The organism is Bradyrhizobium sp. DOA1 (assembly GCF_001593325.1).
GTDB lineage: Bacteria > Pseudomonadota > Alphaproteobacteria > Rhizobiales > Xanthobacteraceae > Bradyrhizobium.
The window spans coordinates 6,754,220-6,778,853 of the sequence record NZ_JXJM01000001.1 but is presented as its reverse complement, the minus strand read 5'-3'; the positions used below and the strand labels follow the sequence as shown (position 1 = coordinate 6,778,853).

The 24,634-nt window shown below is 64.8% G+C and carries 23 protein-coding genes; 13 read left to right on the top strand and 10 right to left on the bottom strand.

The annotated features are described in order from the left end of the window. Positions 1–2 precede the first annotated feature (2 nt). Together SE91_RS31385 and SE91_RS31380 are read left to right on the top strand one after the other, a co-directional pair. The gene (locus SE91_RS31385) at positions 3–1,322 is read left to right on the top strand and encodes an SDR family oxidoreductase (RefSeq protein WP_061850409.1); all 1,320 of its coding nucleotides are present in this window, start codon (positions 3–5) and stop codon (positions 1,320–1,322) included. After that, entirely contained in the window at positions 1,322–1,729 is a 408-nt protein-coding gene (locus SE91_RS31380) for a thiol-disulfide oxidoreductase DCC family protein (protein ID WP_061850408.1), read from the top strand. The genes SE91_RS31385 and SE91_RS31380 overlap by 1 nt, the downstream gene beginning before the upstream one ends. A 102-nt stretch (positions 1,730–1,831) precedes the next feature. Here SE91_RS31380 and SE91_RS31375 read toward each other — a convergent pair whose 3' ends face one another. The 6 genes from SE91_RS31375 to SE91_RS31350 all read right to left on the bottom strand — a co-directional run bounded on the left by SE91_RS31375 (position 1,832) and on the right by SE91_RS31350 (position 8,508). Next, positions 1,832–3,076, bottom strand: a complete 1,245-nt coding sequence (locus SE91_RS31375; protein WP_061850407.1) for a flavin monoamine oxidase family protein — start codon at positions 3,074–3,076, stop codon at positions 1,832–1,834. A 102-nt stretch (positions 3,077–3,178) separates the two neighbouring features. Next, a complete protein-coding gene (gene typA, locus SE91_RS31370) occupies positions 3,179–5,005 on the bottom strand; it encodes a translational GTPase TypA (protein ID WP_060734456.1) in 1,827 nt (608 codons plus the stop codon). Between the two features lie 237 nt (positions 5,006–5,242). After that, positions 5,243–5,539: a hypothetical protein gene (locus tag SE91_RS31365; protein WP_061850406.1), complete on the bottom strand. Its 297-nt coding sequence runs from the start codon at positions 5,537–5,539 to the stop codon at positions 5,243–5,245. Then, on the bottom strand, positions 5,536–6,966 hold the full coding sequence (locus SE91_RS31360) for a radical SAM protein (RefSeq protein ID WP_061850405.1): 1,431 nt from the start codon (positions 6,964–6,966) through the stop codon (positions 5,536–5,538). The genes SE91_RS31365 and SE91_RS31360 overlap by 4 nt, the downstream gene beginning before the upstream one ends. Then, on the bottom strand, positions 6,947–7,663 hold the full coding sequence (locus SE91_RS31355; protein ID WP_061850404.1) for a prolipoprotein diacylglyceryl transferase: 717 nt from the start codon (positions 7,661–7,663) through the stop codon (positions 6,947–6,949). Before SE91_RS31355 ends, SE91_RS31360 begins: the two co-directional genes overlap by 20 nt. A gap of 80 nt (positions 7,664–7,743) precedes the next feature. Next, positions 7,744–8,508 (bottom strand): Crp/Fnr family transcriptional regulator, encoded by a 765-nt coding sequence (locus SE91_RS31350; RefSeq protein ID WP_061850403.1) that lies wholly within the window; start codon positions 8,506–8,508, stop codon positions 7,744–7,746. A gap of 181 nt (positions 8,509–8,689) precedes the next feature. On the opposite strand from SE91_RS31350, the gene SE91_RS31345 reads away from it, so the two are divergent. Then, positions 8,690–9,067, top strand: coding sequence for a response regulator (locus SE91_RS31345; RefSeq protein WP_061850402.1), 378 nt, complete (start codon positions 8,690–8,692; stop codon positions 9,065–9,067). A 3-nt stretch (positions 9,068–9,070) separates the two neighbouring features. Here SE91_RS31345 and SE91_RS31340 read toward each other — a convergent pair whose 3' ends face one another. Both SE91_RS31340 and SE91_RS31335 read right to left on the bottom strand, forming a co-directional pair. Continuing rightward, positions 9,071–10,612, bottom strand: a complete 1,542-nt coding sequence (locus SE91_RS31340) for an alkaline phosphatase D family protein (RefSeq protein ID WP_061850401.1) — start codon at positions 10,610–10,612, stop codon at positions 9,071–9,073. A 236-nt stretch (positions 10,613–10,848) separates the two neighbouring features. Next, the gene (locus SE91_RS31335) at positions 10,849–12,294 is read right to left on the bottom strand and encodes a TAXI family TRAP transporter solute-binding subunit (protein WP_061850400.1); all 1,446 of its coding nucleotides are present in this window, start codon (positions 12,292–12,294) and stop codon (positions 10,849–10,851) included. A 150-nt stretch (positions 12,295–12,444) separates the two neighbouring features. Between SE91_RS31335 and SE91_RS31330 the strand changes: the two genes are divergently transcribed. Continuing rightward, positions 12,445–12,735 (top strand): 4a-hydroxytetrahydrobiopterin dehydratase, encoded by a 291-nt coding sequence (locus SE91_RS31330; protein WP_061850399.1) that lies wholly within the window; start codon positions 12,445–12,447, stop codon positions 12,733–12,735. Positions 12,736–12,834: 99 nt separating this feature from the next. Beyond that, the gene (locus SE91_RS31325; protein ID WP_008539157.1) at positions 12,835–13,224 is read left to right on the top strand and encodes a YkvA family protein; all 390 of its coding nucleotides are present in this window, start codon (positions 12,835–12,837) and stop codon (positions 13,222–13,224) included. Between the two features lie 158 nt (positions 13,225–13,382). On the opposite strand, the gene SE91_RS31320 is transcribed toward SE91_RS31325, so the two are convergent. Next, positions 13,383–14,357 (bottom strand): NADPH:quinone oxidoreductase family protein, encoded by a 975-nt coding sequence (locus tag SE91_RS31320; protein WP_061850398.1) that lies wholly within the window; start codon positions 14,355–14,357, stop codon positions 13,383–13,385. A 222-nt stretch (positions 14,358–14,579) separates the two neighbouring features. On the opposite strand from SE91_RS31320, the gene SE91_RS31315 reads away from it, so the two are divergent. The 8 genes from SE91_RS31315 to SE91_RS31280 all read left to right on the top strand — a co-directional run bounded on the left by SE91_RS31315 (position 14,580) and on the right by SE91_RS31280 (position 23,499). Next, complete coding sequence (locus SE91_RS31315; RefSeq protein WP_061850397.1) at positions 14,580–15,419, top strand: SDR family oxidoreductase; 840 nt, start codon at positions 14,580–14,582, stop codon at positions 15,417–15,419. 116 nt (positions 15,420–15,535) lie between these two features. Beyond that, entirely contained in the window at positions 15,536–16,201 is a 666-nt protein-coding gene (locus tag SE91_RS31310) for an invasion associated locus B family protein (protein WP_060734464.1), read from the top strand. Positions 16,202–16,404: 203 nt separating this feature from the next. Next, on the top strand, positions 16,405–17,607 hold the full coding sequence (gene rlmN, locus SE91_RS31305; RefSeq protein WP_061850396.1) for a dual-specificity RNA methyltransferase RlmN: 1,203 nt from the start codon (positions 16,405–16,407) through the stop codon (positions 17,605–17,607). A 134-nt stretch (positions 17,608–17,741) separates the two neighbouring features. After that, complete coding sequence (locus tag SE91_RS31300; protein ID WP_061850395.1) at positions 17,742–18,236, top strand: hypothetical protein; 495 nt, start codon at positions 17,742–17,744, stop codon at positions 18,234–18,236. A 39-nt stretch (positions 18,237–18,275) separates the two neighbouring features. Further along, positions 18,276–19,052 carry a phosphatase PAP2 family protein gene (locus tag SE91_RS31295; RefSeq protein WP_061850394.1) on the top strand — a complete coding sequence of 259 codons (777 nt, stop codon included), beginning with the start codon at positions 18,276–18,278 and terminating at the stop codon, positions 19,050–19,052. Between the two features lie 92 nt (positions 19,053–19,144). Continuing rightward, positions 19,145–20,482 carry an argininosuccinate synthase gene (gene argG, locus SE91_RS31290; RefSeq protein WP_061850393.1) on the top strand — a complete coding sequence of 446 codons (1,338 nt, stop codon included), beginning with the start codon at positions 19,145–19,147 and terminating at the stop codon, positions 20,480–20,482. Between the two features lie 167 nt (positions 20,483–20,649). Continuing rightward, positions 20,650–21,606, top strand: coding sequence for a homocysteine S-methyltransferase family protein (locus tag SE91_RS31285; RefSeq protein WP_061850392.1), 957 nt, complete (start codon positions 20,650–20,652; stop codon positions 21,604–21,606). Positions 21,607–21,741: 135 nt separating this feature from the next. After that, positions 21,742–23,499, top strand: a complete 1,758-nt coding sequence (locus tag SE91_RS31280; protein ID WP_061850391.1) for an alkaline phosphatase — start codon at positions 21,742–21,744, stop codon at positions 23,497–23,499. A gap of 64 nt (positions 23,500–23,563) precedes the next feature. Here the strand turns inward: SE91_RS31280 and SE91_RS31275 are convergent. Further along, on the bottom strand, positions 23,564–24,634 hold a 1,071-nt coding region (locus SE91_RS31275), incomplete at its 5' end, for an OmpA family protein (protein WP_245318572.1).

The following is a 24,634-nucleotide window of genomic DNA, read 5'->3' as shown; positions in this document are numbered from 1 at the left end:
CGATGAGTGAACGAACCATATTGGTCTTCGGCGCCTCCGGCCTGATCGGCCGTTTCGTCACCTGCGACCTGCGCGCGCGTGGTTTTCGTGTCGTCGGTGTGGCGCGCAGCCTGTCGCCGGCGCAGCAGATGAGCGCGCTCGACATCGAGCTGCCGATCCTCACCCTCGAAGTGGCTGCGCTGGCGCGTCTTCTCAGCCAGCACGCCGTAAACGTCGTCGTGAATTGCCTCGGTGTGCTCCAGGATGGGCCCGGCAGCGACACCAATGCCGTGCATCGCGAGTTCGTCGGTCGTCTCGTTCAGGCGATCGGCGATAGCGGCCGTGCCATCCGCCTGGTGCACATCTCGATCCCGGGAATTGCTGAGGCCGACCGCACCGCCTTCGCGACAACCAAGCGTGAGGCCGAACGTCTGATCGCGGCCTCGGGCATCCCATACGCCATCCTGCGGCCCGGCTTCGTGGTTGCGCCGTCGGCCTATGGCGGCAGCGCCATGCTGCGCGCGCTGGCCGCTCTTCCGATTGATCTGCCGGCGGCGGAGATGACGACACCGTTCCAGTCCGTTGCGATCGAGGATGTTTCGGCCACGATCGCCTGGCTCGCCGCGCGCGATATAGACGACGTCGCGGTGAGGGCCGTGAGCTGGGATCTGATGCAGCCAGAGCCGGTCACCATGGCCGGCGTCGTCAAGCATTTTCGCCTTGCATTCGGCACGGATGGCTGGCCGCGCCTCGCGATGCCGTCCTTCCTGCTCGATCTCGGCGCGAAAATCGGTGATTTGGCTTGCCATCTCGGTTGGATGCCGCCGATGCGTTCAACTGCCATTGCCGAACTGCGACGCGGCGTACAGGGTGATCCCTCGGCGTGGATCGCGGCCACCGGCATCGTGCCGAAGTCGTTGACCGAGACGATCGGGTGTCATCCCGCCGCTGTCCAGGACAAATGGTTTGCACGGCTATTCATGGCCAAGGCGCTGATCGTCGCGAGCCTGGTCGTTTTCTGGCTCGTCTCAGGCTTCATCGCATTGTTCGTGTCTTACCGCGACGCCGCTGGCATCCTGATCGCGCACAATTTTCCGCCTGCGCTGGTCGATCCCATCACCATCGGCACCAGCCTGATGGACATGAGCATCGGCGTATTGATCGCTTTTCGCCGGACGGCTGCGTTCGGACTCGTTGCGGGCATTCTGGCGTCGCTTGGCTATATGTTCGGCGCCGCGATTCTCACGCCCGATCTCTGGATCGAGCCGCTCGGTGCGCTGGTGAAGACCGGGCCGGCTATCGTGCTGATGCTCGTGGCGCTACTGATGCTGGATAATCGCTGATGCCCAAATGGCCCGACGACGACGTGATCCTCTTCGATGGCGTTTGCATCTTCTGCTCGCGCTGGGTGCGGTTCGTTGCGGCGCGCGATACAGGGAAGCGCTTTCGGTTCACACCGGTCCAGTCGGATTATGGAGCGCGGCTCGCACGCACCTTCGGCATCGATCCCGATGATCCCGACACCAACGCCGTGGTGCATGGCGGCGAAGTGTTCATGAAATCGGACGCCGCGCTGACGGTGCTGTCTCAACTCCCGCGCTGGGGCTGGGTCCGCGTCTTGTTCGCCGTGCCGCAGCCGATGCGGGATGCCGTGTACAGCCTCGTCGCACGCAACCGCTATCGCATTTTTGGGAAGTACGATGCGTGCGTCGTGCCGGACGCGGATTTGCGGGCGCGCGTGATCGAGTAGTATTTTCGTCATTGCGAGGAGCGAAGCGACGAAGCAATCCAGATCGCCTCTGCGGAGAGATTCTGGATTGATTCGCTACGCTCGCAATGACGGAGCTTGCGGTTATTGCCCGCCAATCGCCGCCAGCACTTCCTTCGCCGCCCGCTCCCCGCTGTCCCGCGCCCCGTGTGCGGTTGAGAAGAAGCTCGGCGACGTCGCTTCGCCGGCAAAGAACAGCCGGCCATCGACCGGTGCCGCCAGCATCGCGCGATCCCCCGCGTGCCCCGGCAGCGCGTGTGAATAGGAGCCGCGCGCGAACGGATCATGCGCCCAGCGGGATTCGTACAGCGGCTTCAGCTTGCGGCGGATATCGTTGCCGAGGAAGCCCGCGATCTCGTCGATGCTTTGCGCGGCGATGGCGCCTTCGCCGGAATCTTCCAGGGTGCGGGCAAAGCTGCCGCCGAAGAAGCCTTCGATGCAGGGCTGCCCGAACGGGCGGATATGGTAGGTGCCCATCTCGGTGCGCATGGTCGCGCCGCGCAAGTTTGCTTCTTTCGGGAAAGCTTCGGGATCGCTCAGCGCGAGCGTCACCTTATCGTCGACGCCGAGCGGCAGGCCGGCTGCTGCATCCACTTTGGCCGGCAGCTGTGGTGAAAAGCGGATCGCTTCATCGGCGATCAGATTGGTCGGGACGGTGACGATCGCCTTGTCCGCGGTCAGCGTGCCCCGCGAGGTCTCGATGCGCAGGCGCTTGCCGGAATGATCGATCAGCGTGACATTGCAGTTCAGCGCCACCTGACAAGCGGCGCCATAGGCGGCAATCAGAGCGCCATACCCGCGCCGAACCCGCCAGTTGAGATCGCTGTCCTCATAGGCGTCCCAGTCCAGCGTCGACATGTCCTTCAGTTCGCAGCCGTTGATGTAAGTCGAGATCGCATCGATCATCGGATTCCAGCGATTGCCGGGCTCGAGGCTCAGGCTCGCAGGTTCGTCCTTGCCCTTCAGTGCGGCCTGCCAGAGGCGCTCGTAGAACGCGTCCATCGCACGCATGAAATCGTCGCGCTCGCTCTGTGGGAAAGCGTTACCAAAGGCGCGCTCGCGCCAGGGCGGCAGGTTCGTGTTGAGCTCGAAACCAAGCTGCCGCGCGATCGCGACGAAGGAGTTCTGGTCCGCCGAATGCAGCCAGCCGCAGCCGACGTCGAAGGTGACCTCGGGCGAGGCCTGCACGGTCCAGGCCCGGCCGCCGAGCCGGTTGCGTGCCTCGAGCACGATCACGGAGCGGCCGGAGCCCGCCAGCGCATGCGCGGCGCCAAGGCCGGCGGCACCGGCGCCGATGATCGCGACGTCGACGGAGGATGGAAGGGACATGGAAGAGCGACTAGTGAGTTGCGAATGGCGAATAGAGTATAAGAAAACGTCGGCTCTGGCCAAACGTCCCTATTCGCTACTCGCCACCTCCCATTCGCTCGGTTACGCCACCGCTTCCTTGGCCTTTTCGGCGCGCTTGCGCTCGTTCGGGTCGAGATGCTTCTTGCGCAGACGGATCGACTTCGGCGTGACCTCGACGAGCTCGTCGTCCTCGATATAGGCGAGCGCCTTTTCCAGCGTCATGCGGATCGGCGGGGTCAGGCGCACGGCTTCGTCCTTCGACGTCGTGCGGATGTTGGTGAGCTGCTTGCCCTTGAGGACGTTGATCTCGAGATCGTTGTCCCGGGTGTGCTCGCCGACGATCATGCCCTTGTAGACCTTCCAGCCCGGCTCGATCATCATCGGACCGCGGTCCTCCAGCTTGAACATGGCGTAGGCCACCGCCTCGCCCTGGTCGTTGGAGATCAGCACGCCGTTGCGGCGGCCCTGGATCTCGCCCTTGTACGGGGCGTAGCCGTGGAACAGGCGGTTCATGATCGCAGTGCCGCGGGTGTCGGTGAGCAGCTCGCCCTGGTAGCCGATCAGGCCGCGGGTCGGCGCGTAGAACACCAGGCGCTGACGGTTGCCACCCGAGGGCTTCATCTCGATCAGCTCGGACTTGCGCTCGCTCATCTTCTGCACGACGACGCCGGAATGCTCCTCGTCGACGTCGATCACGACCTCCTCGATCGGCTCCAACGTGGCGCCGGTGGCTTCGTCCTTCTGATAGACGACGCGCGGACGTGACACCGAGAGCTCAAAACCTTCGCGGCGCATGGTCTCGATCAGGATGGCGAGCTGCAATTCGCCGCGGCCCGAGACTTCCATCGCGTCCTTGTCGGCGGCTTCGACCACGCGCAGCGCGACATTGCCCTCGGCTTCGCGCAAGAGACGGTCGCGGATCATGCGGCTCGTCACCTTGTCGCCTTCGGTGCCGGCAAGCGGGGAGTTGTTGACGATGAAGGACATCGACACGGTCGGCGGATCGATCGGCTGGGCCGGCAGCGGCACCTCGACGGTCGGGTCGCAGAAGGTGTCGGCGACCGTGCCCTTGGTGAGGCCCGCAATCGCGACGATGTCGCCGGCTTCGGCTTCATCGAGCGGGGTGCGCTCGAGACCGCGGAAGGCCAGGATCTTGGTGATGCGCCCGGACTCGACCAGCTTGCCGTCGGCGTTCAGCACCTTGACCTGCTGGTTCGGCTTGAGCACGCCAGAGGAGATGCGGCCGGTGATGATGCGGCCGAGATAGGGGTTGGCTTCGAGAATGGTGCCGATCATCTTGAACGGACCTTCCTCGACCTTGGGCGGCGCAACGTGGCGCAGGATCAGGTCGAACAGCGGCTCCATGCCCTTGTCCTTCGGACCCTCCGGGCTGTCGGCCATCCAGCCCTGCTTGGCCGACCCGTAGAGGATCGGGAAATCGAGCTGCTCCTCGCTGGCGTCGAGCGCTGCGAACAGGTCGAACACTTCGTTGATGACCTCGGTCGGGCGTGCGTCGGGCCGGTCGACCTTGTTGATGACGACGATCGGCTTCAGGCCGACCTTGAGCGCCTTGGAGACCACGAATTTCGTCTGCGGCAGCGGGCCTTCGGCAGCGTCGACCAGCACCAGCGCGCCGTCCACCATGTTCAGGATGCGCTCGACCTCACCGCCGAAATCGGCGTGGCCGGGGGTATCGACGATGTTGATGCGGGTGTCCTTCCACTGCACCGAGGCTGCCTTGGCCAGGATGGTGATGCCGCGCTCACGCTCCAGATCGTTGGAGTCCATGGCGCGATCGGTCACCTTCTGGTTCTCGCGGAACGTGCCGGACTGCTGGAGGAGCTTGTCGACCAGGGTCGTCTTGCCGTGGTCGACGTGGGCGATGATGGCGACGTTACGGAGGTTCATGAGTGGGCTTCTTTGCGTTCGAACAATGGGTTAAGCGCGATCTCGCCGGTCGGACCGGGACCTCTTCTCGAAACAACGCTGGAAGACTGGAAACGGGCGCTCGCCGCCCAAAAGGGAAGCCCGGCCATATCGACCGGGCACCCTGCGCGTTGCGGCGCAATATATGCAAAAACGGCCAAAAAACAATGTGTTCTTTGGCGGTTGGTTGACTGAATTTTGTCCGGGAATCTCCGGTGCTTACGGCCCGGTCCGGGGACGGGGAGGAGCGTTCCGCCCCTTGATCGCGGCCCAGATCAGGGCGACCCCGCCGATGCCGATGACCAGCCCCAGAAAAATCAGCGACGCGATGTCGGATGGGATCTGCCCACCGTCGACCACCGACATTCCGCCGAAGAGCAGCGCACAGAAGCCGGGCAGCAGCATGAAGATCCCAAAAACCACCATGAGCGCGGTCAGGCAGCCGTGCCGCTTGTGCGTCGGGGGCGAGGGCGGCGGTACCGGGGGCGCCGGCGGCGGTGTGTCGCTGACGCTCATCCCTGCAGGACTCCTTCGCTCGCCTGCGCGGTCAGCGCCGCGCGGATGCCGTCGATCTTGCCGTTGCGATAGAACAGATTGTAGGTGTCGAACGGAATGATCGCGCCCTGCTCCGTCACGAAATGGATGCAGCTGCGCTTGACGTTGCCGACGCAGAAATTGAAGCGATCGAGGAATTGCACGATGGTGACGCGGAAGACATTCTCGTACGAGAGCCCGTCCGGCACCTGAAAGCTCGGCAGGCAGCACAGCAATTCGCAGACGCGCTCACTGGTGTTCAGCGGCCCCGACGACAACGAAAACAGATCGACAAATTTCTCCCGCAGCACCGGATATTTCTCCGGGCTGATCGTGTTGGGCATCACCGCCACCAACTGCTCCTGCGGGATCAGCGAGGTCAGCGGCAGCACCTTCTCGCCGTTGCGCAGGCCGTAGCCGATCGAGATGCTTTCGGGATTGCAGGGCAGCGGGATCATGTCCTTGTCGCCGAACACGCCGGTCTCGACGACGCGCTGACGGATCTCCGACAGCATGATGCGGTCGGTATTCTTGTCGAAATTCTCGTTGCGGCCGGCGTCCTGCACCGGCTGCAGCGTGACGCCGCGTACGCATTTCCATGTCAATGCATGGCGGACTATGGCGCCGATCTCGGCATCGTTGACGCCGCGCTTGATGGTCGCGACCAGCGTGGTGGATACGCCAAAATGCTCGAGATTCTCCAGCGCTTGCTGGCGGATCTTGCGCAAATCTGCGCCGCGCAGATTGATCAGGGCGTCGCGCTGCAGCGAATCGAACTGGAGATAGACCTCTAGCCCGCGCTTGTTCTCGGCGAGCCGCGCCACGAAATCCTTCTCGCGGGCGATGCGCAGGCCGTTGGTGTTGATCATGACGTGACGGATCGGGCGGGCGCGCACCGCGTCCAGGATATCGAAGAAGTCAGGGTGCAGCGTCGGCTCGCCGCCGGAGATCTGCACGAGGTCGGGCTCGCCTTCGCTGGCGACAAGCGCGTCCAGCATCCTCTCGACCTTCGCGAGCGGTGTGAAGCGGGTCCGGGCGGGCGAGGATTCGGCGAAGCAGACCGGGCAAGTGAGATTGCAGTGCTCGGTGATCTCGATCAGCGCCAGGCAGGAATGCTGCTCGTGGTCGGCGCAGAGGCCGCAATCATAGGGGCAGCCGAATTCCGTGCGCTGCTGGAATTGCAGCGGACGGTCCCCCGGCTTGATGAAATCCTTGCACAGGCGCCAATAGGCTGCGTCCGTCGACACCAGCGTCGACTGGACGCCATGTTGCTTGCAGCGCTTTTCGTACCAGACCTCGTTGCCGAGAATCTGGATCTTGGTCGGCACCAGCGTCAGGCAGGTCTCGCAGAGAGACTGGGTCTGCCCCCAGAAGATATAGGGGCGCGACTTACGCAGCGGCGCGTTCATGCAGGGATCTCGCTTTGGGCGCCGTCGCCAGCATGACGACCGCGTAGAGCAGGATGGACAGCGACAGCAGGTGAAACAGCGTGAAAGGGCCGATCAGCGTGCCATAGGGTTTGAGGAATTCCCACAGGAAGCGCTGCGCTCCATAATAGACGAGGACGAGGTAGAAACCATTGGTGATCACAAACCCGTTCCGGTTCAAGACCACCGCGACATAGAAGGTCGCGAACAGGGCCATGGCTGCGCTCTCGTAGAGCTGCACGGGATGACGAGGGACACCATCGCCGAAATCATGGGCCCAGGGCAGCGTCGTCGGCGTGCCGTAGGTGAAATCGTCGAGGCCCGCGAAGTAGCAGCCGAGCCGGCCGATCGCGATGCCGAGTGCCAGCGGCAGCGCAAAGCGGGCGCCGGTTCGCAACGCTATCCCTGCCGACCATTTGTAGAGCTCGATCGCCACGATGCCGCCCGCGAGCGCGCCCTCCACCGAGCGGGCTATGCCGTGCTGGCCCGACAGCCACAGATTGGCTGAGCCGAACACATAGGCGCCGAGGCCCGCGCCGAACACCAGCGCAGCGATGTAAGGCATTTCGAACGATTGCGCCGGGAACGCCAGGCGGCGCCGCGACAGCCAATAGACGGCAGCGGCCGCTACCAGCCACGCCGCGATGTCGAAGATGGTGTGAAGGAAAGCCCCGCTCATGCGGGCATAGTAGCGCAGGTCCGGGCTGCGCGGGATAGTGCGCCCGCCGCCTCTTCATGCCGAACGAGCGGAATGGCCCGCTATCCCGCCTCCCGCTCCTCAGTGGGATAGACCCCGCGCAGCACCTCCTCGAAATGCATCTTCACGGCGTCGTTGCAGAGGCAGGCGCGCAAGCGCAGGCCCTCGCGGCTGCGGACCAGGATCGAGCCGCGTCGGGTGTCGAGCACGCCTTCGGCCTTGAACGACTGCAGCACGCGGCTCGCATAGCTGCGCCCGACCCCGAGCAGCGTCGCAAGCTGCTCATGCGTCAGCGGCACGCTGCGCTCGTCGCCGGTCCGCTCCATCGCGGCCAAAATCCATTTGGCCGTGCGCTGCTCGATCGAGTGGATGGCGTTGCAGGCGGTCGACTGGAAGATCTGCGCCAGCATGCAGTCGGCGTAGCGGGCGAAGATGTTGCGCAGCGACGGCGAGCGCGCCTTGGCCGTCTCCAGCTTGCCGACGTGGATGCGCGCAAACGGCCCGCCGAACTTTACGCAGATGCGCGTGTAGGCCGGCAGATATCCCTCGCTGACGATGCCGCCTACCGCGCCTTCACGACCAACCAGAATGGTCTCGACGTCGCGGCCATCCTCGTTGGGCACGAGGAAGGTCGCAAGCGATGGTCCGCAAGGAAAGTGGACGACCTGGACGTCGTCGCCAGGATTGTAGAGCAACTGGCCGGCCGCGCAGTCCTCGACGGAAACGTGCGATGCGAGCAGTGCGAAGTCTGCCACGCTCAGGCGCCGTAACAGATTGTTGGCCGGTCGGCTCTCGACCTCGTTTGTACTGCCGATACGCGCATCCATCGTGAAACCCCCTGTCCTCCTCTCGACAATAACGAGTTCCGTCCGTTTCCTGTGTGCACAAGTGGACAGACTGTAGAACTGTGATGTGGTGGGTTTCGTTCCGGGAACCCTCCGATGCGCTGGGCGCAGGTGTCGTGACGCGGCTGTCCTGATCAGAAAACCCCCTACTCAAGATGCGATCATGGCTCCCGCGATTCCCGATGGCTCCTGTCCTGCCGACGTCCTGGTCGTCGAGGACGACCCGATCATTGCAATCGACTTCGAGGACCGTCTGCTCGGCTTCGGCGTGGCGCAAGTGCGCACCGCCGGGTCGGTGACGCAGGCGCTGGACGCAATCGAGAAGCGTGCCCCCGATTTCGCGCTGCTTGACGTCGAGCTGATCCGCGAGAAGAGCTTTGCGATCGCCGAGCGACTGGTCGCGCTGAACATTCCGTTCGTCTTCGTCACCGGCTATGGCGCCGAGACCGGGATTCCGTCCGAATTCGCGGCGCGGCCGCGATTGCAAAAGCCGTGCTCGAGCGAGGCGCTCGAAGCCGTGCTGCGAGCGCACCGCGCCTGAGCGTCAGGCCAATTTCGGGTCGAGCGTGGTCGACCACAATGCGACGTCGGCGCGGTCGCGCAGGGTCACCGTCATCTGCCCGGAGGCGCCGTCGATCCTGACGTGGCCGAAAAACTGCATGCCAGCCGACGGCGGCAGGTTCTGGTTGTCCTTGCCCGGTGCCTTGACGAAGCGCACCTCCGGGCCAAACGTGTTGTCGAGCGCATTGGGGCCGAAGGTGCCCGCGTGCAGTGGCCCCGAGACGAACTCCCAGAACGGCTCGAACTCCTGGAACTGCGCGTTGTTGGGATCGTAGTAGTGCGCGGCGGCGTAGTGCACGTCCGCCGTCAGCCACACGGTATTGCTGATCGGCGCCATCTTGATGAAGCGCAGGATGTCTGCGATCTCGAACTCGCGGCCGCGCACCGGGCCGTCGCCTTGCGCGAATGCTTCCGAGCCGCCCTTCGACGTGTCCGGGACGACGAGGCTGAGCGGCATGTCGGAGGCGAGCACCTTCCAGGTCGCGCGCGAGTTGAGCAGACCGCGCTTCAGCCAGGCAATCTGGTCGGGTCCGAGGAAGTAACTGGCCGGCCCGTATTCCGCCTCCAGATTCGGACCGTTCGCACCGCGGTAGCTGCGCTCGTCCAGCACGAACACGTCGAGATGCGGGCCATAGGAGATCTGGCGATAAACCCTGCCCGGCTCGCTGATGCTTTCGCGCATCGGATACATCTCGTGGAAGGCGCGGGCGCCGCGCGCAGCGAGCAATGCGATGCTGCGCTCCTTGTAGGCCGGCGGCAGCTCCTTGGAGAGCGACCAATTGTTGGTCACCTCGTGATCGTCCCACTGCACGAAGATCGGCACCTCGGCATTGAAGGCGCGGAGGTTGTCGTCGGTAAGATTGTATTTGTGCGCGGCGCGGTACTCGTCCAGCGTCTCCGCGACCTTGGCCTTCTCGGGAATGGTGAGGTTCTTCCAGATCTTGCCGTCGGCAAGCTTCACCTCGGACTGGATCGGACTGTCAGCATAGATGGTGTCGCCCGAATGCAGGAAGAAGTCCGGACGATGCTTGCGCATCGTGGCGAAGGTGATCATGCCGCCGTCATCGGGGTTGATGCCCCAGCCCTGGCCGGCGACGTCGCCGCCCCAGACAAAGCTGACGTCGCGGCGATCGGCCGGCGCGGTGCGGAAGCGGCCGGTCACCGCTTCGCCCTCGACGGCGCTGTGCGCGAGATCGCGGAAGCGAACGCGGTAAAAGACGTCCTGGCCGGCCGGCAGATCTTCAACCAGCATCTTCGCGGTGAAGTCGCTCTCGGGCAGCGTCGCGATCGGCGGCAGCGCGCGGGCATTCCTGAACGTATCAGTCGTCGCGACCTCGACCAGCATCTGCGCCGGCCGATCGGTACGCGCCCACACCACGCCGCCGCTGGCGGTGACGTCGCCCGATTGCACGCCGTGGGTGACAACTGGCCGGTCCGCGGCGCGCGAGAGAGAGGGCATCGCGATCGTGCCGAGCGCGCCGGCACTGCTGGTGAGGAAGCGGCGGCGGGAGAATTTGATGTTCATGAGGGACCGTCTCGTGTCGCTTGGCACGGCCGTCGAGGCGGCAAGCCAGACGCTATATTGAGACAATGTGACGCAGTGATTAAGCGCGCAAACCCTCTGCACAGCACAGCCCCAACCTCAGCCCTCATCCTGAGGGCCCGCCAACGGCGGGCGTCTCGAAGGATGGCCGCGGCGAGAGGCGGGCCTGCATGGTTCGAGACGCGCGTTCCGCGCTCCTCACCATGAGGGTCCAAGACCTACGCGTTGCCGGCGGCCCTGAATTGCGCGCTTGCGCGCTGCAGATTCGGCGGCAGGCTGAACAGCACCGCCTTGCGGTCGGCGACGGCGGCGTGGAACTGGTCGAGCGCGATGTTGAAGGCGGTGAGCGCGGCTTCCTCGATCGCGCCATGGTCGAAGCAACGTAGCGTGGCGCGCAGGATGTCGTCCGCCTCGGTCTGCATCTGGTCGAGCTCTTCGGTCGTCTCGCACTTGCGGGCCGCGGCGATCATGTCGAGCAGGCGTTCGCGCTGGTGGTTGTTGTTGTCGCGCTCGTCCTTCTTCAGATAGCCGGCGAACCAGGCGCCGACCGAGCCCATGGCCGAGAGCGCCATCAGGCTCCACCAGATGTAGTCGCTGTACTTGTCGAGGAAGGTTTTCTCCTCGCCGTCGACGAAGGCGGCGGCACCGGGATGCACGGGGATCACCGCATCCTTGTCGGTGTCGGGCGTCTCGATCTTCGCCGCCAGCGGGAATTCCGTCACCAATTGCTGCCGCACGGAGAAGAGCTGGCGCGTGAACGCCGCGATGGTGGTGTCGGACACGCCTTTGCGCGCCACGATATGGTGCGCGAAGCTGATGGTCTTGACCTCGTCCTCGGGCCGATCGGGCGAGCCGCCGTAAGTGCCTGCGGGGATCTCGGCCGCTTCATAGACCGGATGGTTCTGCGCGATCGCGTCGGCGGAATCGATGGCGAGGAAGGTCGGTGTGCCGCCGTCCTTGACCGAGGCTGCGATCGCATCCGCCGTGATCTTGCTGTTGACCGGGCCGGCCGCGAGATAGACGTCGGCCTTCTGCGCCTTGATCGCCTCGGCAACCTCGTTGACCGGGAATTGCACGATCTCGACCTTGGCGGGGTCGACACCATATTGCTGGAGGATCACCTTGAGCAGATTGACATTGGCCTGGGTGCGGCCGACGACGCCGATGCGATGGCCGGCGAGCTGCGAGATCTTGGTGATCTTCGCGCCCTTCTTCTTGCCCTTGCCCTGGACGGACCACAGCGCCACCACGTTCTTGCGCAGCGTCGCGACCGCCTGTGCGTTCTTGGGCACGTCGAGATCGCCGCGCACGATGGCGAGGTCGACCTTGCCTTCTGCGAGCAGATTGGCGCTGGCGGTGGCGCCGTCGGTCTGGATGGGACGCAGCCGCACGTAGCTCTTGTGCTGCGCGAAGCCCTGGGTGAGAGTCTGCACGACCTTGACGTCATCGCTGTTGGCCGGACCGACCGCGATCTTCAGCGTCACCGGGCGCATCGCGAAATAATAACCGCCGACAAGCGCGCCGACGATGGCAAGCACCAGCGCGAGGGTCACGAGCGCCGTCTTCCGCGCCGCGGATCGCGGCGAAGGCGGAGAGGGCGTTTCGGCCAGGTTCGATCCCCCGGTCATCGATCTCCCAAACAGGCGCTTAGGGCTCAGTTTCATCTTGGCCGGCGATTTACGCGGGCAATTGTAGCAAATTTCTTGTCCGGCGGGGTTACATCTGCGTCATGGTTAGCGGATGGGGCAAATCCCGTATGAACCCAGGCACCCAGACGGTGTTAGGGTAAAGTTCCCCTGAAGACGGAGGCGGTCATGGCAGAGCGGCTGACGGCGGAGGCACGCAAGCAGGCGCTGGGCGCTATACCCGGCTGGAGCGAGATGTCCGGCCGTGACGCCATCGGGAAGACCTTCGTTTTCAAGGATTTCAACCAGGCCTTCGGTTTCATGACCCGCGCGGCGCTGATCGCCGAGAAGATGGATCACCATCCCGAGTGGCGCAACGTCTACAAGACGGTCGAGGTTGTGCTGTCGACCCATGACGCCGGCGGCGTCACCTCGCTCGACATCGAGCTCGCCAAGGCGATGAACGCGATCGCCGGCTGACATGTGCCTGATGTCTTGCAGCGCCCGGCCTGATCCCCATCTTGTGATCAGCAGGTGGGGCCCGGTGCGCCGTTCCGGCTGAACGGGGAGTTCTTGAGCATGGCTGCCGAACACAGCGTCGGTTTTGAGCCGGCCGATCGGCTCGCGGAAGACCGTGAAGGCGTTCGCCGCCGCTTCTGGCGCAAGCTGAAGCGCGTCGCTGCGCAATTGCCGTTCGCGGAAGACCTGCTCGCCGCCTATTACTGCGCCTTCGATCGCCAGACGCCGCGCCACGTTCAGGCGTCGCTGCTCGGCGCGATCGCCTATTTCGTCCTGCCGTTCGACTTCGTTGCCGACGTGATGCCGTTGCTCGGCTTCGCCGATGACGCCGCCGTGCTCGCCACCGCGATCCGCATGGTCGCCGGCCACATCACGACCGAGCACCGCGACGCCGCCCGCGCCGCGCTGAAGCGCGGACTGGATGAGGCCGAGGGGGATGTGGCGCAATAGCTTTCGCTTCTGGGCACACTGTCATGCCCCGGCTTGACCGGGGCATCCAGTACGCCGTGGCCTGTCGGCTAATCGCAATCGATTCGGAGTACTGGATCGCCCGGTCAAGCCGGGCGGTGACGGTTGAGTGTGTTGAAGCGGCTGCGGCTGCCCCATCCTCACGGATGCAAGATCACCTTGCCCATCGCCTGACGTCCGGCCAGCACCTTCAAGGCGTCGGCGGTCTGGGCCAGCGGGAAGGTGCGATCGACATGCGATGAGATCTTGCCTTCCGCGGTCCATTTCACGAGCTTCTCGAGATTGGCCCGGTTCTTCTCCGGATTCTGTCTTGTCCAGGCGCCCCAGAACACGCCGCGGATGTCGCAGCCCTTCAGCAGCGCAAGATTGAGCGGCATCTTCGGAATGTCGCCGGCGGCAAAGCCGATCACGAGGAAGCGGCCCTCCCAGGCGATCGAGCGCAGCGCCTGCTCAGCGTAAGCACCTCCCACCGGATCGAAGATGATGTCGACGCCCTTGCCGCCGGTGAGCTTGCGCAGGCCCTCCTTCAAATCTTCCTTGGCGTAGTTCAGCGTCAGCTCGGCGCCGTGCGCCTTGGCGAATTCGAGCTTCTCGTCCGACGAGGCGCAGGCGATCACCTTCAACCCCATCAGCTTGCCGAGCTCGCAGGCCGCAAGGCCGGTGCCGCCGGCCGCGCCCAGCACTGCGAGCGTCTCGCCGGGCTTCGGGCTGGCGCGATCCTCGAGCGCATGCAGCGCTGTGCCGTAGATGATGATGATGCCGGCCGCGCGATCGTAATCGAGATTGTCGGGAATCTTCACGATCGATGTTGCCGGCAGTGCGATCTTCTCGCGGGCGCCGTTGTGGCCGCAGGAGGCGACCACGCGATCGCCGACCTTCAGATCGGTCACGCCGGCGCCGATGCTCTCGATCACGCCGGCGACTTCCGCGGCCGGCGAGAACGGGAACGGCGGCTTGATCTGGTACTTGCCCTGGATCATCAGGATGTCGAAGAAGTTCAGCGCCGCCGCCTTGATCGCGATCACGGCTTCGCCGGGGCCCGCCACCGGATCCGGCACCTCGGTCAGCACGAGATCGTCGGGCTGGCAATATTGCGAGCAGAGGATGGCTTTCATGGCGGCACCTTGGGGCGTTTCGGGTGGAATTATAGTTGGTCCGGTTTTGCCGGATTTAAGTCGGCCCGACAATCCGGTTTCTTTGCTCAAAGCGATGAGCAGTCCTATCCTCACGTCATTGCGAGCGCAGCGAAGCAATCCAGAACCCGTGCCGCGGAAATAAACGGAATTGCTTCGCTGCGCTCGCAATGACGGGAGTGTGGAACGACGAGGATTCAAACGATGTTTGAAACAGGCCTGCTCGAGAACAAGCGTATCCTCGTGACCGGCGGCGGCTCGGGCCTTGGCGCTGCGATGGGACGTCGTTTCCTCGCGCTCGGCGCCGAGCTGGTCATCTGCGGCCGCAAACTCGATCGGCTGGAGACGGCGGCCGCGCAGATGCGCGAAGAGACTGGCGGCAAGGTCACGACAATCGCCTGCGACATTCGCGACGGTGCGGCCGTCGACAGCATGATGGACGCGATCTGGCGCGCCGCGCCGCTCGATGTTCTCGTCAACAATGCCGCCGCGACTTTCATCGCGCAGAGCGAGCACCTGTCGTTCCGCGCCGCGGACGCGATCCTCGCGCCGACGCTGCATGGCGCGATGTATTGCACGCTGGCCGCCGGCAGACGCTGGATCGAGGGCAAGCATGGCGGCGTCGTGCTCTCGATCCTCTCGACCTCGACCATCACCGGCCGCGCATTCACCGTGCCGTCGGCGATGGCGAAGTCGGCGGTGCTGGCGATGACCAAGAGCCTCGCGGTGGAATGGGGGCCCAAGGGCATCCGCACCGTCGCGATCGCGCCGGGCCCGTTCCCCACCGCCGGCGCGTCGGGCCAGCTCCGTCCCGAAGGCCGGGACGACAGCTGGGCCGCGCGCAATCCGCTGGGCCGCGTCGGCGAGCACGGCGAGCTTGCCGACCTCGCCAGCTTCCTGGTCTCGGACCGCGCTGGCTACATCAATGGCGAGATGGTGGTGATCGACGGTGGCGCACATTTGCGCAGCTCCGGCGCCGAGGACCTGCTCGGCTGGAGCGAGGCGCAATGGGCCGAGCAGCGCGCCGCGCGTGGCAAAAGCTAGCTGTTGTCATCCTGCTAACTGCCTTCCCAAATTGGACTTTCCCGGCTATCCCTGCCGGGGGACAAAGCACGGCCGGGCCATCTTCCAGTCACAATATTGAGGGAACCACTCCAGCCATGTGGCGGGTGCTGATTTTAGCTTTGATGACTGGCGTGATGGCCGGTGGGGTCACCGACTCCGCGCGGGCGCAGACGGCGCAACCGGCGCCGAAAGCTGCACCAAAAGAGGCTGCCCCGAAGTCGGCTGCCCCGGCGGCGGCTCCCACGACGGCGAAGACGACTGCAAAGCCCGAGAGCAAACCGGCGGCCCCACCTCCTGCGATTGCGGGCGGTGCGGAGCCGACTTTGATCGGCCAATTCGGCACCTGGGGCGCCTATTCGGCGACGCCCAACGGGAAGAAGGTCTGCTTCGCCCTGGCCAAGCCCTCGTCGTCCAAGACCAACCCGCCGAACCGGCCGCGTGACCCCGCCTATGCGTTCGTCTCGACCCGGCCGGCGGAGAAGGTCAACAACGAAGTCTCGGTCATGATCGGCTACGCGCTGAAACCGGGCTCGGAATCCACGGCCGAGGTCGGCGGGGCTGCTTTCGCAATGTATACGCAGGGCGACGGCCTGTGGATCAAGAACGCGGCCGAGGAGGAGCGGATGGTCGAGGCCATGCGCAAGTCCGCCGATCTCGTGGTCAAGGGCGTCTCGGCCAAGGGCACCGAGACGACCGACACCTTCTCGTTGAAGGGCCTTGCCCAGGCCCTCGACCGGATCGCGCAGGATTGCAGGCGGTAAGGCTGCCGGCGGTAAGACTAAGCCACGGCTACGGTCGCAATCGGCGGTCCCGATTGCTATATAGGGCCGGTTCCGCAATTTCGGCCGTCATGGCCGGGCTTGACCCGGCCATCCACGCGCAACCACGATTGACGAAAGACGTGGATGCCCGGATCAAGCCCGGGCATGACGAATTCAAACAGCAGTAATCCCAGGTCCATTCAATGCAACCGACTGCCGAGCCGCACAACGCAACATTGGTGGAGAAGACTCCACTCGAGACCTATGTGCCGCCGGCCAAGCCGTCGCTGATCGGTCTGTCGCGCACCGAGCTTGCCGATCGTCTCGGCGACATCGGCGTCGCGCCGGCGCAGCGCAAGATGCGGGTGCAGCAGCTGTGGCACTGGCTCTATTTCCGCGGCGCCCAGAGTTTTGACGACATGACGTCGATCTCGAAGAGCATCCGCGCCGAGCTCGCGCAACACTTCACCGTGGATCGGCCCGAAGTCGTGGCCGAGCAGATTTCCAACGACGGCACCCGCAAATGGCTGCTGCGGCTGCCGAGCGGCGATTCCGTTCAGAAGGCGCATGAGGTCGAGTGCGTCTACATCCCAGAGACCGATCGCGGCACGCTCTGTGTCTCCTCGCAGGTCGGCTGCACCCTGAACTGTTCGTTCTGCCACACCGGCACGCAGCGCCTGGTGCGCAATCTCACCGCCGGCGAGATCGTGGGACAGGTGATGGTCGCGCGGGATCGCCTCAATGATTGGGCTGACCGGGAGGACGGCACCCGCCGCGTCACCAACATCGTGATGATGGGCATGGGCGAGCCGCTCTACAATTTCGACGCCGTGCGCGATGCGCTGCTGATCGTCGGCGACAATGAAGGCATCGGCATCTCGCGCCGCCGCATCACGCTGTCGACGTCCGGCGTGGTGCCGAACATCGTCCGCGCCGGCGAGGAGATCGGCGTCATGCTCGCGATCTCGCTGCATGCCGTGCGCGACGAACTGCGCAACGAGCTGGTGCCGCTCAACCGCAAATATCCGATCAAGGAGCTGCTGCAGGCCTGCCGCGACTATCCCGGCGCCTCGAACGCGCGGCGCATCACCTTCGAATATGTGATGCTCAAGGGTGTCAACGATTCGCTCGATGACGCGAAGCTGCTGGTGAAGATGCTCAAGGGCATTCCGGCCAAGATCAATCTGATCCCGTTCAATCCCTGGCCCGGCACCGCCTATGAATGCTCGGACTGGGACCAGATCGAGAAATTCTCCGAATACATCTTCAATGCCGGCTATTCCTCGCCGGTCCGCACCCCACGCGGCCGCGACATCCTCGCCGCCTGCGGCCAGCTCAAGTCGGAAACCGAGAAGCTCTCCGCCCGCGAGCGCCAGGCGCTGCGCGCCATGGCGATGACGGACTAGTCTGTTATGCCCACGCTCTCGCATCCTCGTCATTGCGAGGAGCGAAGCGACGAAGCAATCCTGATTGCCTCCGCTGACGCATTTCCGGATTGCTTCGCTGCGCTCGCAATGACGATGAAGTTGGCGTTTCTCTCATGTCCCTGATCGGCCGCCTCGTCGTCATCTTCATCGGCTTCCTCGCCGCCTGCTTCGTCGGCGGCATGATCGTGGTTGTCGCGCTGCTGTTTCCGGAATTCGCCGACCTCGGCGCCGGTCCCGTCGATCAGGGCACGATCGACATTCTGCTCGGCTTCGGTTTCATCTTCGTCTCAGGCTTCGCGCTGGTGCCGGCGGCGGTGATCGTCGCGATCACCGAGGCGCTCTACATCCGGAGCGCCCTTGCCTATGCCCTCGGTGGCGGGCTCGTCGGGCTCGCCTGCTATCTCGGTCTCGTCCCCTTTCACCCCGACACGCTCCAATTCGAGGGCATCGTGCGGCGGCATCTGGAGATCATGACGGGCGCGGGCATCGCCGCTGGCGTGGTCTACTGGCTGATCGCCGGCCGCAACGCCGGCGCCTGGCGCGAGCCACCGCCGGTGCGGAGACCGCCGCCGCCATTGCCGTCGCAGTCTCGGCCGGATGCGCGGTGAGGGTTTTCATCTCGGCTCTACTCCGCTAAACCGCGCGCCATGAACCGGACCGGACTTTTCATCGCCCTGGCGCTGTGGCTTTTGATCGGCGTCGTCTTCGGCCTTTATCCCGAACTCGATCTCAAGCTCGCCGCGCTGTTCTTCGATCCCGCGACTAACACCTTTCCGCTCAAGCTGAACGGCTGGGCCAGCTTCGCGCGCGATGCGGCGATGTGGATTGCCTGGGCCTTCGTGGTGCCGTCGCTGGTCGCGCTCGTGGTCAAGATGATCCGCCCGGACCGGCCGCTGCTGGTGTCGGGTCGCGCGATGGTGTTCCTGCTGGTCACGATCATCATGTCGGCCGGCATTCTCACCAACCTGACCTTCAAGACCTATTGGGGACGGCCGCGTCCGGTGGTGGTGACGCAGTTTGCCGGCGAGCAGCAGTTCGTGCCGTGGTGGGACCCGCGCGGGGACTGCGCGCGCAATTGCTCGTTCTTCTCGGGCGAGGGCGCGACCGCGTTCTGGACGCTGGCGCCTGCCGCGCTGGCTCCGCCGGCATGGCGGCCGCTCGCTTATGCCGGCGCCGTGGTGTTCGGCGCCGTCACCAGCGGCCTGCGCATGGCGTTCGGCGGACACTTCTTCACCGATGTGGCGATTGCCGGCCTCGTCAGCTTCGTCGTGATCTGGTTCGCCTATGCCCTGATCTACCGCTGGCCGCGGGCGCGGTTTTCGGACGAGGCGGTCGATGCAGCCCTGACCCGGCTGGCCATGCCCGGCTACCGGCTCCGCCAGCGCCTGTTCGGCCGCAAGCCCGCCCCCGAGGCCTCGGCTTGAGCCCATTAAATGGGTGCCGAGTCCTGCGAAATTTGATATTCGCGCGGTCAAACCGCACTCACAACAGCCCTTGAGACCCGATTGGAAGCGCCATGACCACGATCCTGAAAAGCCTGCCCAAGGGTGAGAAAGTCGGCATCGCTTTCTCCGGCGGCCTCGACACCAGCGCGGCGCTGCTCTGGATGAAGCAGAAGGGCGCGCGCTGCTACGCTTACACTGCCAATCTCGGCCAGCCGGATGAAGCCGACTACAACGAGATCCCGCGCAAGGCGACGGAGTTCGGCGCTGAGAAGGCGCGGCTGGTCGATTGCCGCACGCAGCTCGTCCACGAGGGCATTGCCGCGATCCAGTCGGGCGCCTTCCACATCTCGACCGGCGGCATCACCTATTTCAACACCACTCCGCTCGGCCGCGCCGTCACCGGCACGATGCTGGTCGCGGCGATGAAGGAAGACGGCGTCAACATCTGGGGCGACGGCTCGACCTTCAAGGGCAACGACATCGAGCGCTTCTACCGCTACGGCCTGCTCACCAATCCCGGCCTGAAGATCTACAAGCCCTGGCTCGACCAGCAGTTCATCGATGAGCTCGGCGGCCGTGCCGAGATGTCGGCGTTCATGACCGCGCAGGGCTTCGCCTACAAGATGAGCGCCGAGAAGGCCTATTCGACCGACAGCAATCTGCTCGGCGCCACGCACGAAGCCAAGGATCTCGAGAGCCTCGACAGCGGCATCAAGATCGTCAACCCGATCATGGGCGTGCCGTTCTGGCGCGACGACTGCACAGTGAAGGCCGAGAAGGTCGTGGTGCGTTTCGAGGAAGGCCAGCCCACGGCGCTCAACGGCCAGACCTTCTCCGATCCCGTCGCGCTGTTCCTCGAAGCCAACGCGATCGGCGGCCGTCACGGCCTCGGCATGAGCGACCAGATCGAGAATCGCATCATCGAGGCCAAGAGCCGCGGTATCTATGAAGCGCCCGGCATGGCGCTGCTGCACATCGCCTATGAGCGCCTCGTAACCGGCATCCACAACGAGGACACCATCGAGCAGTACCGTATCAGCGGCATGCGCCTGGGACGGCTGCTCTATCAGGGGCGCTGGTTCGACTCGCAGGCGCTCATGCTGCGCGAGACCGCGCAGCGCTGGGTCGCGCGCGCCGTGACCGGTGAGGTCACGCTGGAGCTGCGCCGCGGCAACGACTATTCGATCCTCAACACCGAGAGCCCCAATCTCACCTACGCGCCGGAACGGCTTAGCATGGAGAAGGTCGAGGACGCAGCGTTCACGCCGGCCGACCGCATCGGCCAGCTCACCATGCGCAATCTCGACATCGCCGACACCCGCACCAAGCTGAAGCTCTACAGCGATACCGGCCTGCTCTCGGGCAGCGAAGGCTCGCAGATATTCCGGCTCGAAAGCGACAGGGGTTGATTGCAGCCCGATCGGGCTAGGAACCGAATCGCCGGGATCGATAGTCTCGCGCGGCGGATAGCCTGCGCGAGCAGCGCGACATTGTGCGCCACCAATGGCCCGAGAACCGAGGGCCGGCATGACGCGACTCACGATGAGAGCGGCCGTGCAAATTGATGGAGCGATCAATGGCAAGATACAGATGCGACCTGCCGCAGCACCGCGGCGGCATTTTCCTGACCGATGGCGGCATGGAAACGACCCTGATCTTTCACGAAGGGCTGGAGCTGGCTCATTTCGCGGCTTTCGTGCTGCTCGATAGCGCGGACGGTCGCGCGCATCTGAAACGCTACTACGAAGCCTATCTCCGCATCGCGCAGCGGCATGCGCTCGGCTTCCTGCTCGACAGCCCGACCTGGCGCGCCAATCCCGATTGGGCTGCCAAGCTCGGCTATGATGCGGCCGGGCTCAAGGCGGTCAACATGCGCGCCATCGGCTTTCTGGAGGAATTGCGCGGCGAATGGGAGACTTCCGGCGCACCATGCGTGATCAACGGCGCGATCGGCCCGCGCGGCGACGGCTACAAGGCCGGCAACATGGACGCGGCGGAGGCGGAAGCCTACCACTCGGCTCAGATCGCGGCATTCGCCGAGGCAGGCGCCGACATGGTGACCGCGTTCACGCTGAACAGCATCAACGAAGCCGTCGGCGTCGTGCGCGCGGCCAAGCGGCAGGACATTCCGGTCGCGATCTCCTTCACGGTCGAGACGGATGGTCGCCTGGTCAGGGGGGAATCCCTGCGCGAAGCGATTGAAACTGTCGACGAAGCGACGGAGCGGGCTTGCGAATATTTCCTGATCAACTGCGCGCACCCGACCCATTTCGAGAACGCGCTCGCGGGCGGCGAGGCGTGGGTTCAGCGCATTCACGGCGTCAGAGCCAATGCGTCGACCAAAAGCCATGCCGAGCTCGACGAGTCCGAGACGCTCGACAGCGGTGATCCCGCCGATCTCGGCCGCCGTTACCTTTCGCTCAGGCGCGCCTTCCCCGGCATGCGGATTCTCGGCGGCTGTTGCGGCACCGATCACCGGCATATCGCCGCCGTTTGCGAGGCCTGCCTGTCGCCAGAGGCGTTGACCACGTGATGCAGTTGAGAGGGCCGGTATCGCCCCCGGCCTGCGACCCGTCGCCCATTTGTCTCGCGCCATATGTGATGACGGTGTCATTCTCGATCGCTACGCTTTCTGTTCCTATCGGAACTGGATTGCGGAGCACCGCGCATGATCAAGAATTCGGCCCTCGCCTCTCTCATCGTCCTCTGTTGGACATCGTCTCTGTCGGCACAAACGATCTATCCGATCGATCGCGCCGAGATCCTGGCCGGGGCCCGATTCGACTTCAAGGTCGAACTGCCCGGGCTAGTTGATCCCGCCAAGTTGAAGGTGACGGTGAACGGCGCGGACTATGCCGCCGCGTTCGGCCGTTCCGGGACCTTGATCGAGCGCGAGGACGGCAAGGAGCAGTCGGCGCTGATCCTGCGCGACGTTACGCTGACCAAGCCGGGCAGCGTTGCGGTTGAGGTGAGCGACGGCACGCGCCAGCGCAGTGTCACATGGACCGTCTACGACACCGGTCCGCGCAAGGCGAAGAACGTCATCCTGTTCATCGGCGACGGCATGTCGCCGGCGCATCGGATCGCCGCGCGAATCCTGTCCAAGGGAATCGCGGAGGGCAAGAGCCGCGGCAAGCTCGCGATCGACGACATGCCTCATATGGCGCTGGTGGCAACCGCCGGCTCGGACTCGATCATCACGGATTCCGCAAACTCCGCGAGCGCCTATGCGACCGGGCACAAGAGCGCCGTCAACGCCCTCGGCGTCTACGCGGACCGCTCTTTGAGCGCGTTCGACGATCCCAAGGTCGAAACTATCACGAGCCTTGCCAAGCGCCGGCTCGCCATGGCGATCGGCATCGTCACCAATACCGAGGTCGAAGACGCGACGCCCGCCGCGATGGTCGCGCACACCCGCCGACGCGCCGCCTATGATGAGATCGTCGAGCAGTTCTTCGCGGCGAAGCCGGATGTGCTGATGGGCGGAGGCAGCGCGAACTTCCTGCCGAAGTCGGCCGCCGACTCGAAGCGCAAGGATGAGACCGACTACATCGCGAAGTTTCGCGACGCCGGCTATCAGGTTGCGACCACTGCGGGTGAGCTCAGTGCTTCTGCCGCAAAGCCGGACACGAGCAAGCTGCTCGGCCTGTTCGCCACCGGCAACATGGACGGCGTGCTGGATCGCAAATTCCTCAAGGGCGGCGGCGTCAAGAAATTCCCCGAGCAGCCTGACCTGACCGAGCAGGTGCGGGCGGCGCTGAACATCCTCGCGAAGAACGAGAACGGCTTCTTCCTGATGGTCGAGTCCGGGATGATCGACAAATACGCGCATTTGCTCGACATGGAGCGCGCCGTCTACGATACGATCATGCTCGACAACGCGGTGCGCCAGACGCGCGAATGGGCGCGGGCGCGGGGTGACGACACCCTCATCCTCGTGGCGGCGGACCACAATCATCCCAACAGTCTCGTCGGCACGGTGAGTGACGGCATGGGCACGGCGCCCAACGTTCCCTTGCGCGAGCGCGTCGGCGTCTACGACAAGGCCGGGTTTCCCAATTACCCGGCGCCGGATGCGGAAGGCTATCCTTCACGGGTCGATGTCAGCCGTCGGCTCGCCATCTTCTCGGCCAGCCTGCCGGATCACTACGAGACGTTTCGCCCGAAGCTCGACAGTCCGAACGAGCCGACCGTGAAGGCCGGCGACGACGGGACCTTCAAGGCCAACGACAAATACAAGGATGTACCAGGCGCTCTGCTGCGGCCTGGCAATCTGTCGGCGATGATCGGCGCCAGCGTACATTCGGGCGAGGACGTCATCCTGACCGCGACCGGGCCGGGCAGCGAGCGGGTGCAGGGTTCTATGGACAACACAGAAGTATTTCGCGTCATCGCCGATGCGCTCGGACTTGCTGCCGCGCAGTGATCGAGACACGCGCAAAACAGAATGGCCGGGATTGCTCCCGGCCATTTTCTTTTCGCGAAGGTTTTTACTGCCGCGGCGGTGGTGCCGCGTTGGCCTGGTCGCCATTGAGCAGCGGCGTGATGCGGCGGACGGTGACGCGCCGGTTGATCAGGCTCGGACCCTGGCTCTGCTCCTTCAGGTATTGCTCGCCATAGCCCTGCGACGTCAGGTTCTCCGCCGGCACGTTGAACTGCTGGGTCAGCAATTCGGCTGCAGCCTGCGCGCGGCGGTCCGACAGTGACAGATTGTCGACCTCGTTGCCGACCGCGTCGGTGTGGCCCTCGATCAGGAACACCTCCTGTGGGTTGGCCTGGATCGCCTGGTTGATGCCATCGGCGATCACCTGCAGCCGCGCCGCCTGATCCGGCGGAATGGTCCACGATCCCGTCTCGAAGTTGATCGTGTTGACATCGATGCTCGGCATCTGCATGCGAACGTTCGGGCTGTAGCGGATCTCGTCGAGCGAGTAGCGCCGATCGATCCGCTGTACCGGCGGGGCCCGCATCGTGTCGTAGATCACCTGCGGCGGTGCCTCCTGGGCGTCGACGATGTAGCGATCATAGGGGATGCTGACCACCGGCGGCGGCACGTCGACGTAGAAGCCGCCGACCGCCCGCGGATCGCGGTAGGTGTTGTCGATGATGACGATCTCACGCCCGCGAGGATCCCTGCGGATGCGCCGCATCAGCCGCCCGTCGGTACCGACGACAGTGATGATCTCGCTGCCATCTGGACGGATCACGACCGTGCGGGTCTCGCCGCCGACGGTGTCGGTGCGAATGTCGCGGGCGCCATAGCGGAAGCGATAGAGGTCGTTGCCGCGGACATAGGCCTGCCCGCCCGGATCGCGGACGATGATCCGGTCCGGCTCGGTGTAGACGGTGCGGCCGCCTTCGATGGTCTCCCGTCGCTGGCCGTGGATGTCGGCGATGGTCGCGCCGATCACGGCACCGGCCACCACGCCCGCACCGATCGCGAGCGGCGTCAGATCACGCTGCTGGGGACGTGGCGGTGGCGGTAGCGGTGCTGCGACCGTGGGCGCGGCGCGGAACGCGGGCGCGATCGTCGGCGGCCTGTATTGTGCCCTGTCCGGCGG

Coding starts and splice junctions, on each gene's coding strand:
- SE91_RS31385 (WP_061850409.1), top strand. CDS start 3: ATGAGTGAACGAACCATATTGGTCTTCGGCGCCTCCGGCCTGATCGGC.
- SE91_RS31380 (WP_061850408.1), top strand. CDS start 1,322: ATGCCCAAATGGCCCGACGACGACGTGATCCTCTTCGATGGCGTTTGC.
- SE91_RS31375 (WP_061850407.1), bottom strand. CDS start 3,076: ATGTCCCTTCCATCCTCCGTCGACGTCGCGATCATCGGCGCCGGTGCC.
- typA (WP_060734456.1), bottom strand. CDS start 5,005: ATGAACCTCCGTAACGTCGCCATCATCGCCCACGTCGACCACGGCAAG.
- SE91_RS31365 (WP_061850406.1), bottom strand. CDS start 5,539: ATGAGCGTCAGCGACACACCGCCGCCGGCGCCCCCGGTACCGCCGCCC.
- SE91_RS31360 (WP_061850405.1), bottom strand. CDS start 6,966: ATGAACGCGCCGCTGCGTAAGTCGCGCCCCTATATCTTCTGGGGGCAG.
- SE91_RS31355 (WP_061850404.1), bottom strand. CDS start 7,663: ATGAGCGGGGCTTTCCTTCACACCATCTTCGACATCGCGGCGTGGCTG.
- SE91_RS31350 (WP_061850403.1), bottom strand. CDS start 8,508: ATGGATGCGCGTATCGGCAGTACAAACGAGGTCGAGAGCCGACCGGCC.
- SE91_RS31345 (WP_061850402.1), top strand. CDS start 8,690: ATGGCTCCCGCGATTCCCGATGGCTCCTGTCCTGCCGACGTCCTGGTC.
- SE91_RS31340 (WP_061850401.1), bottom strand. CDS start 10,612: ATGAACATCAAATTCTCCCGCCGCCGCTTCCTCACCAGCAGTGCCGGC.
- SE91_RS31335 (WP_061850400.1), bottom strand. CDS start 12,294: ATGAAACTGAGCCCTAAGCGCCTGTTTGGGAGATCGATGACCGGGGGA.
- SE91_RS31330 (WP_061850399.1), top strand. CDS start 12,445: ATGGCAGAGCGGCTGACGGCGGAGGCACGCAAGCAGGCGCTGGGCGCT.
- SE91_RS31325 (WP_008539157.1), top strand. CDS start 12,835: ATGGCTGCCGAACACAGCGTCGGTTTTGAGCCGGCCGATCGGCTCGCG.
- SE91_RS31320 (WP_061850398.1), bottom strand. CDS start 14,357: ATGAAAGCCATCCTCTGCTCGCAATATTGCCAGCCCGACGATCTCGTG.
- SE91_RS31315 (WP_061850397.1), top strand. CDS start 14,580: ATGTTTGAAACAGGCCTGCTCGAGAACAAGCGTATCCTCGTGACCGGC.
- SE91_RS31310 (WP_060734464.1), top strand. CDS start 15,536: ATGTGGCGGGTGCTGATTTTAGCTTTGATGACTGGCGTGATGGCCGGT.
- rlmN (WP_061850396.1), top strand. CDS start 16,405: ATGCAACCGACTGCCGAGCCGCACAACGCAACATTGGTGGAGAAGACT.
- SE91_RS31300 (WP_061850395.1), top strand. CDS start 17,742: ATGTCCCTGATCGGCCGCCTCGTCGTCATCTTCATCGGCTTCCTCGCC.
- SE91_RS31295 (WP_061850394.1), top strand. CDS start 18,276: ATGAACCGGACCGGACTTTTCATCGCCCTGGCGCTGTGGCTTTTGATC.
- argG (WP_061850393.1), top strand. CDS start 19,145: ATGACCACGATCCTGAAAAGCCTGCCCAAGGGTGAGAAAGTCGGCATC.
- SE91_RS31285 (WP_061850392.1), top strand. CDS start 20,650: ATGGCAAGATACAGATGCGACCTGCCGCAGCACCGCGGCGGCATTTTC.
- SE91_RS31280 (WP_061850391.1), top strand. CDS start 21,742: ATGATCAAGAATTCGGCCCTCGCCTCTCTCATCGTCCTCTGTTGGACA.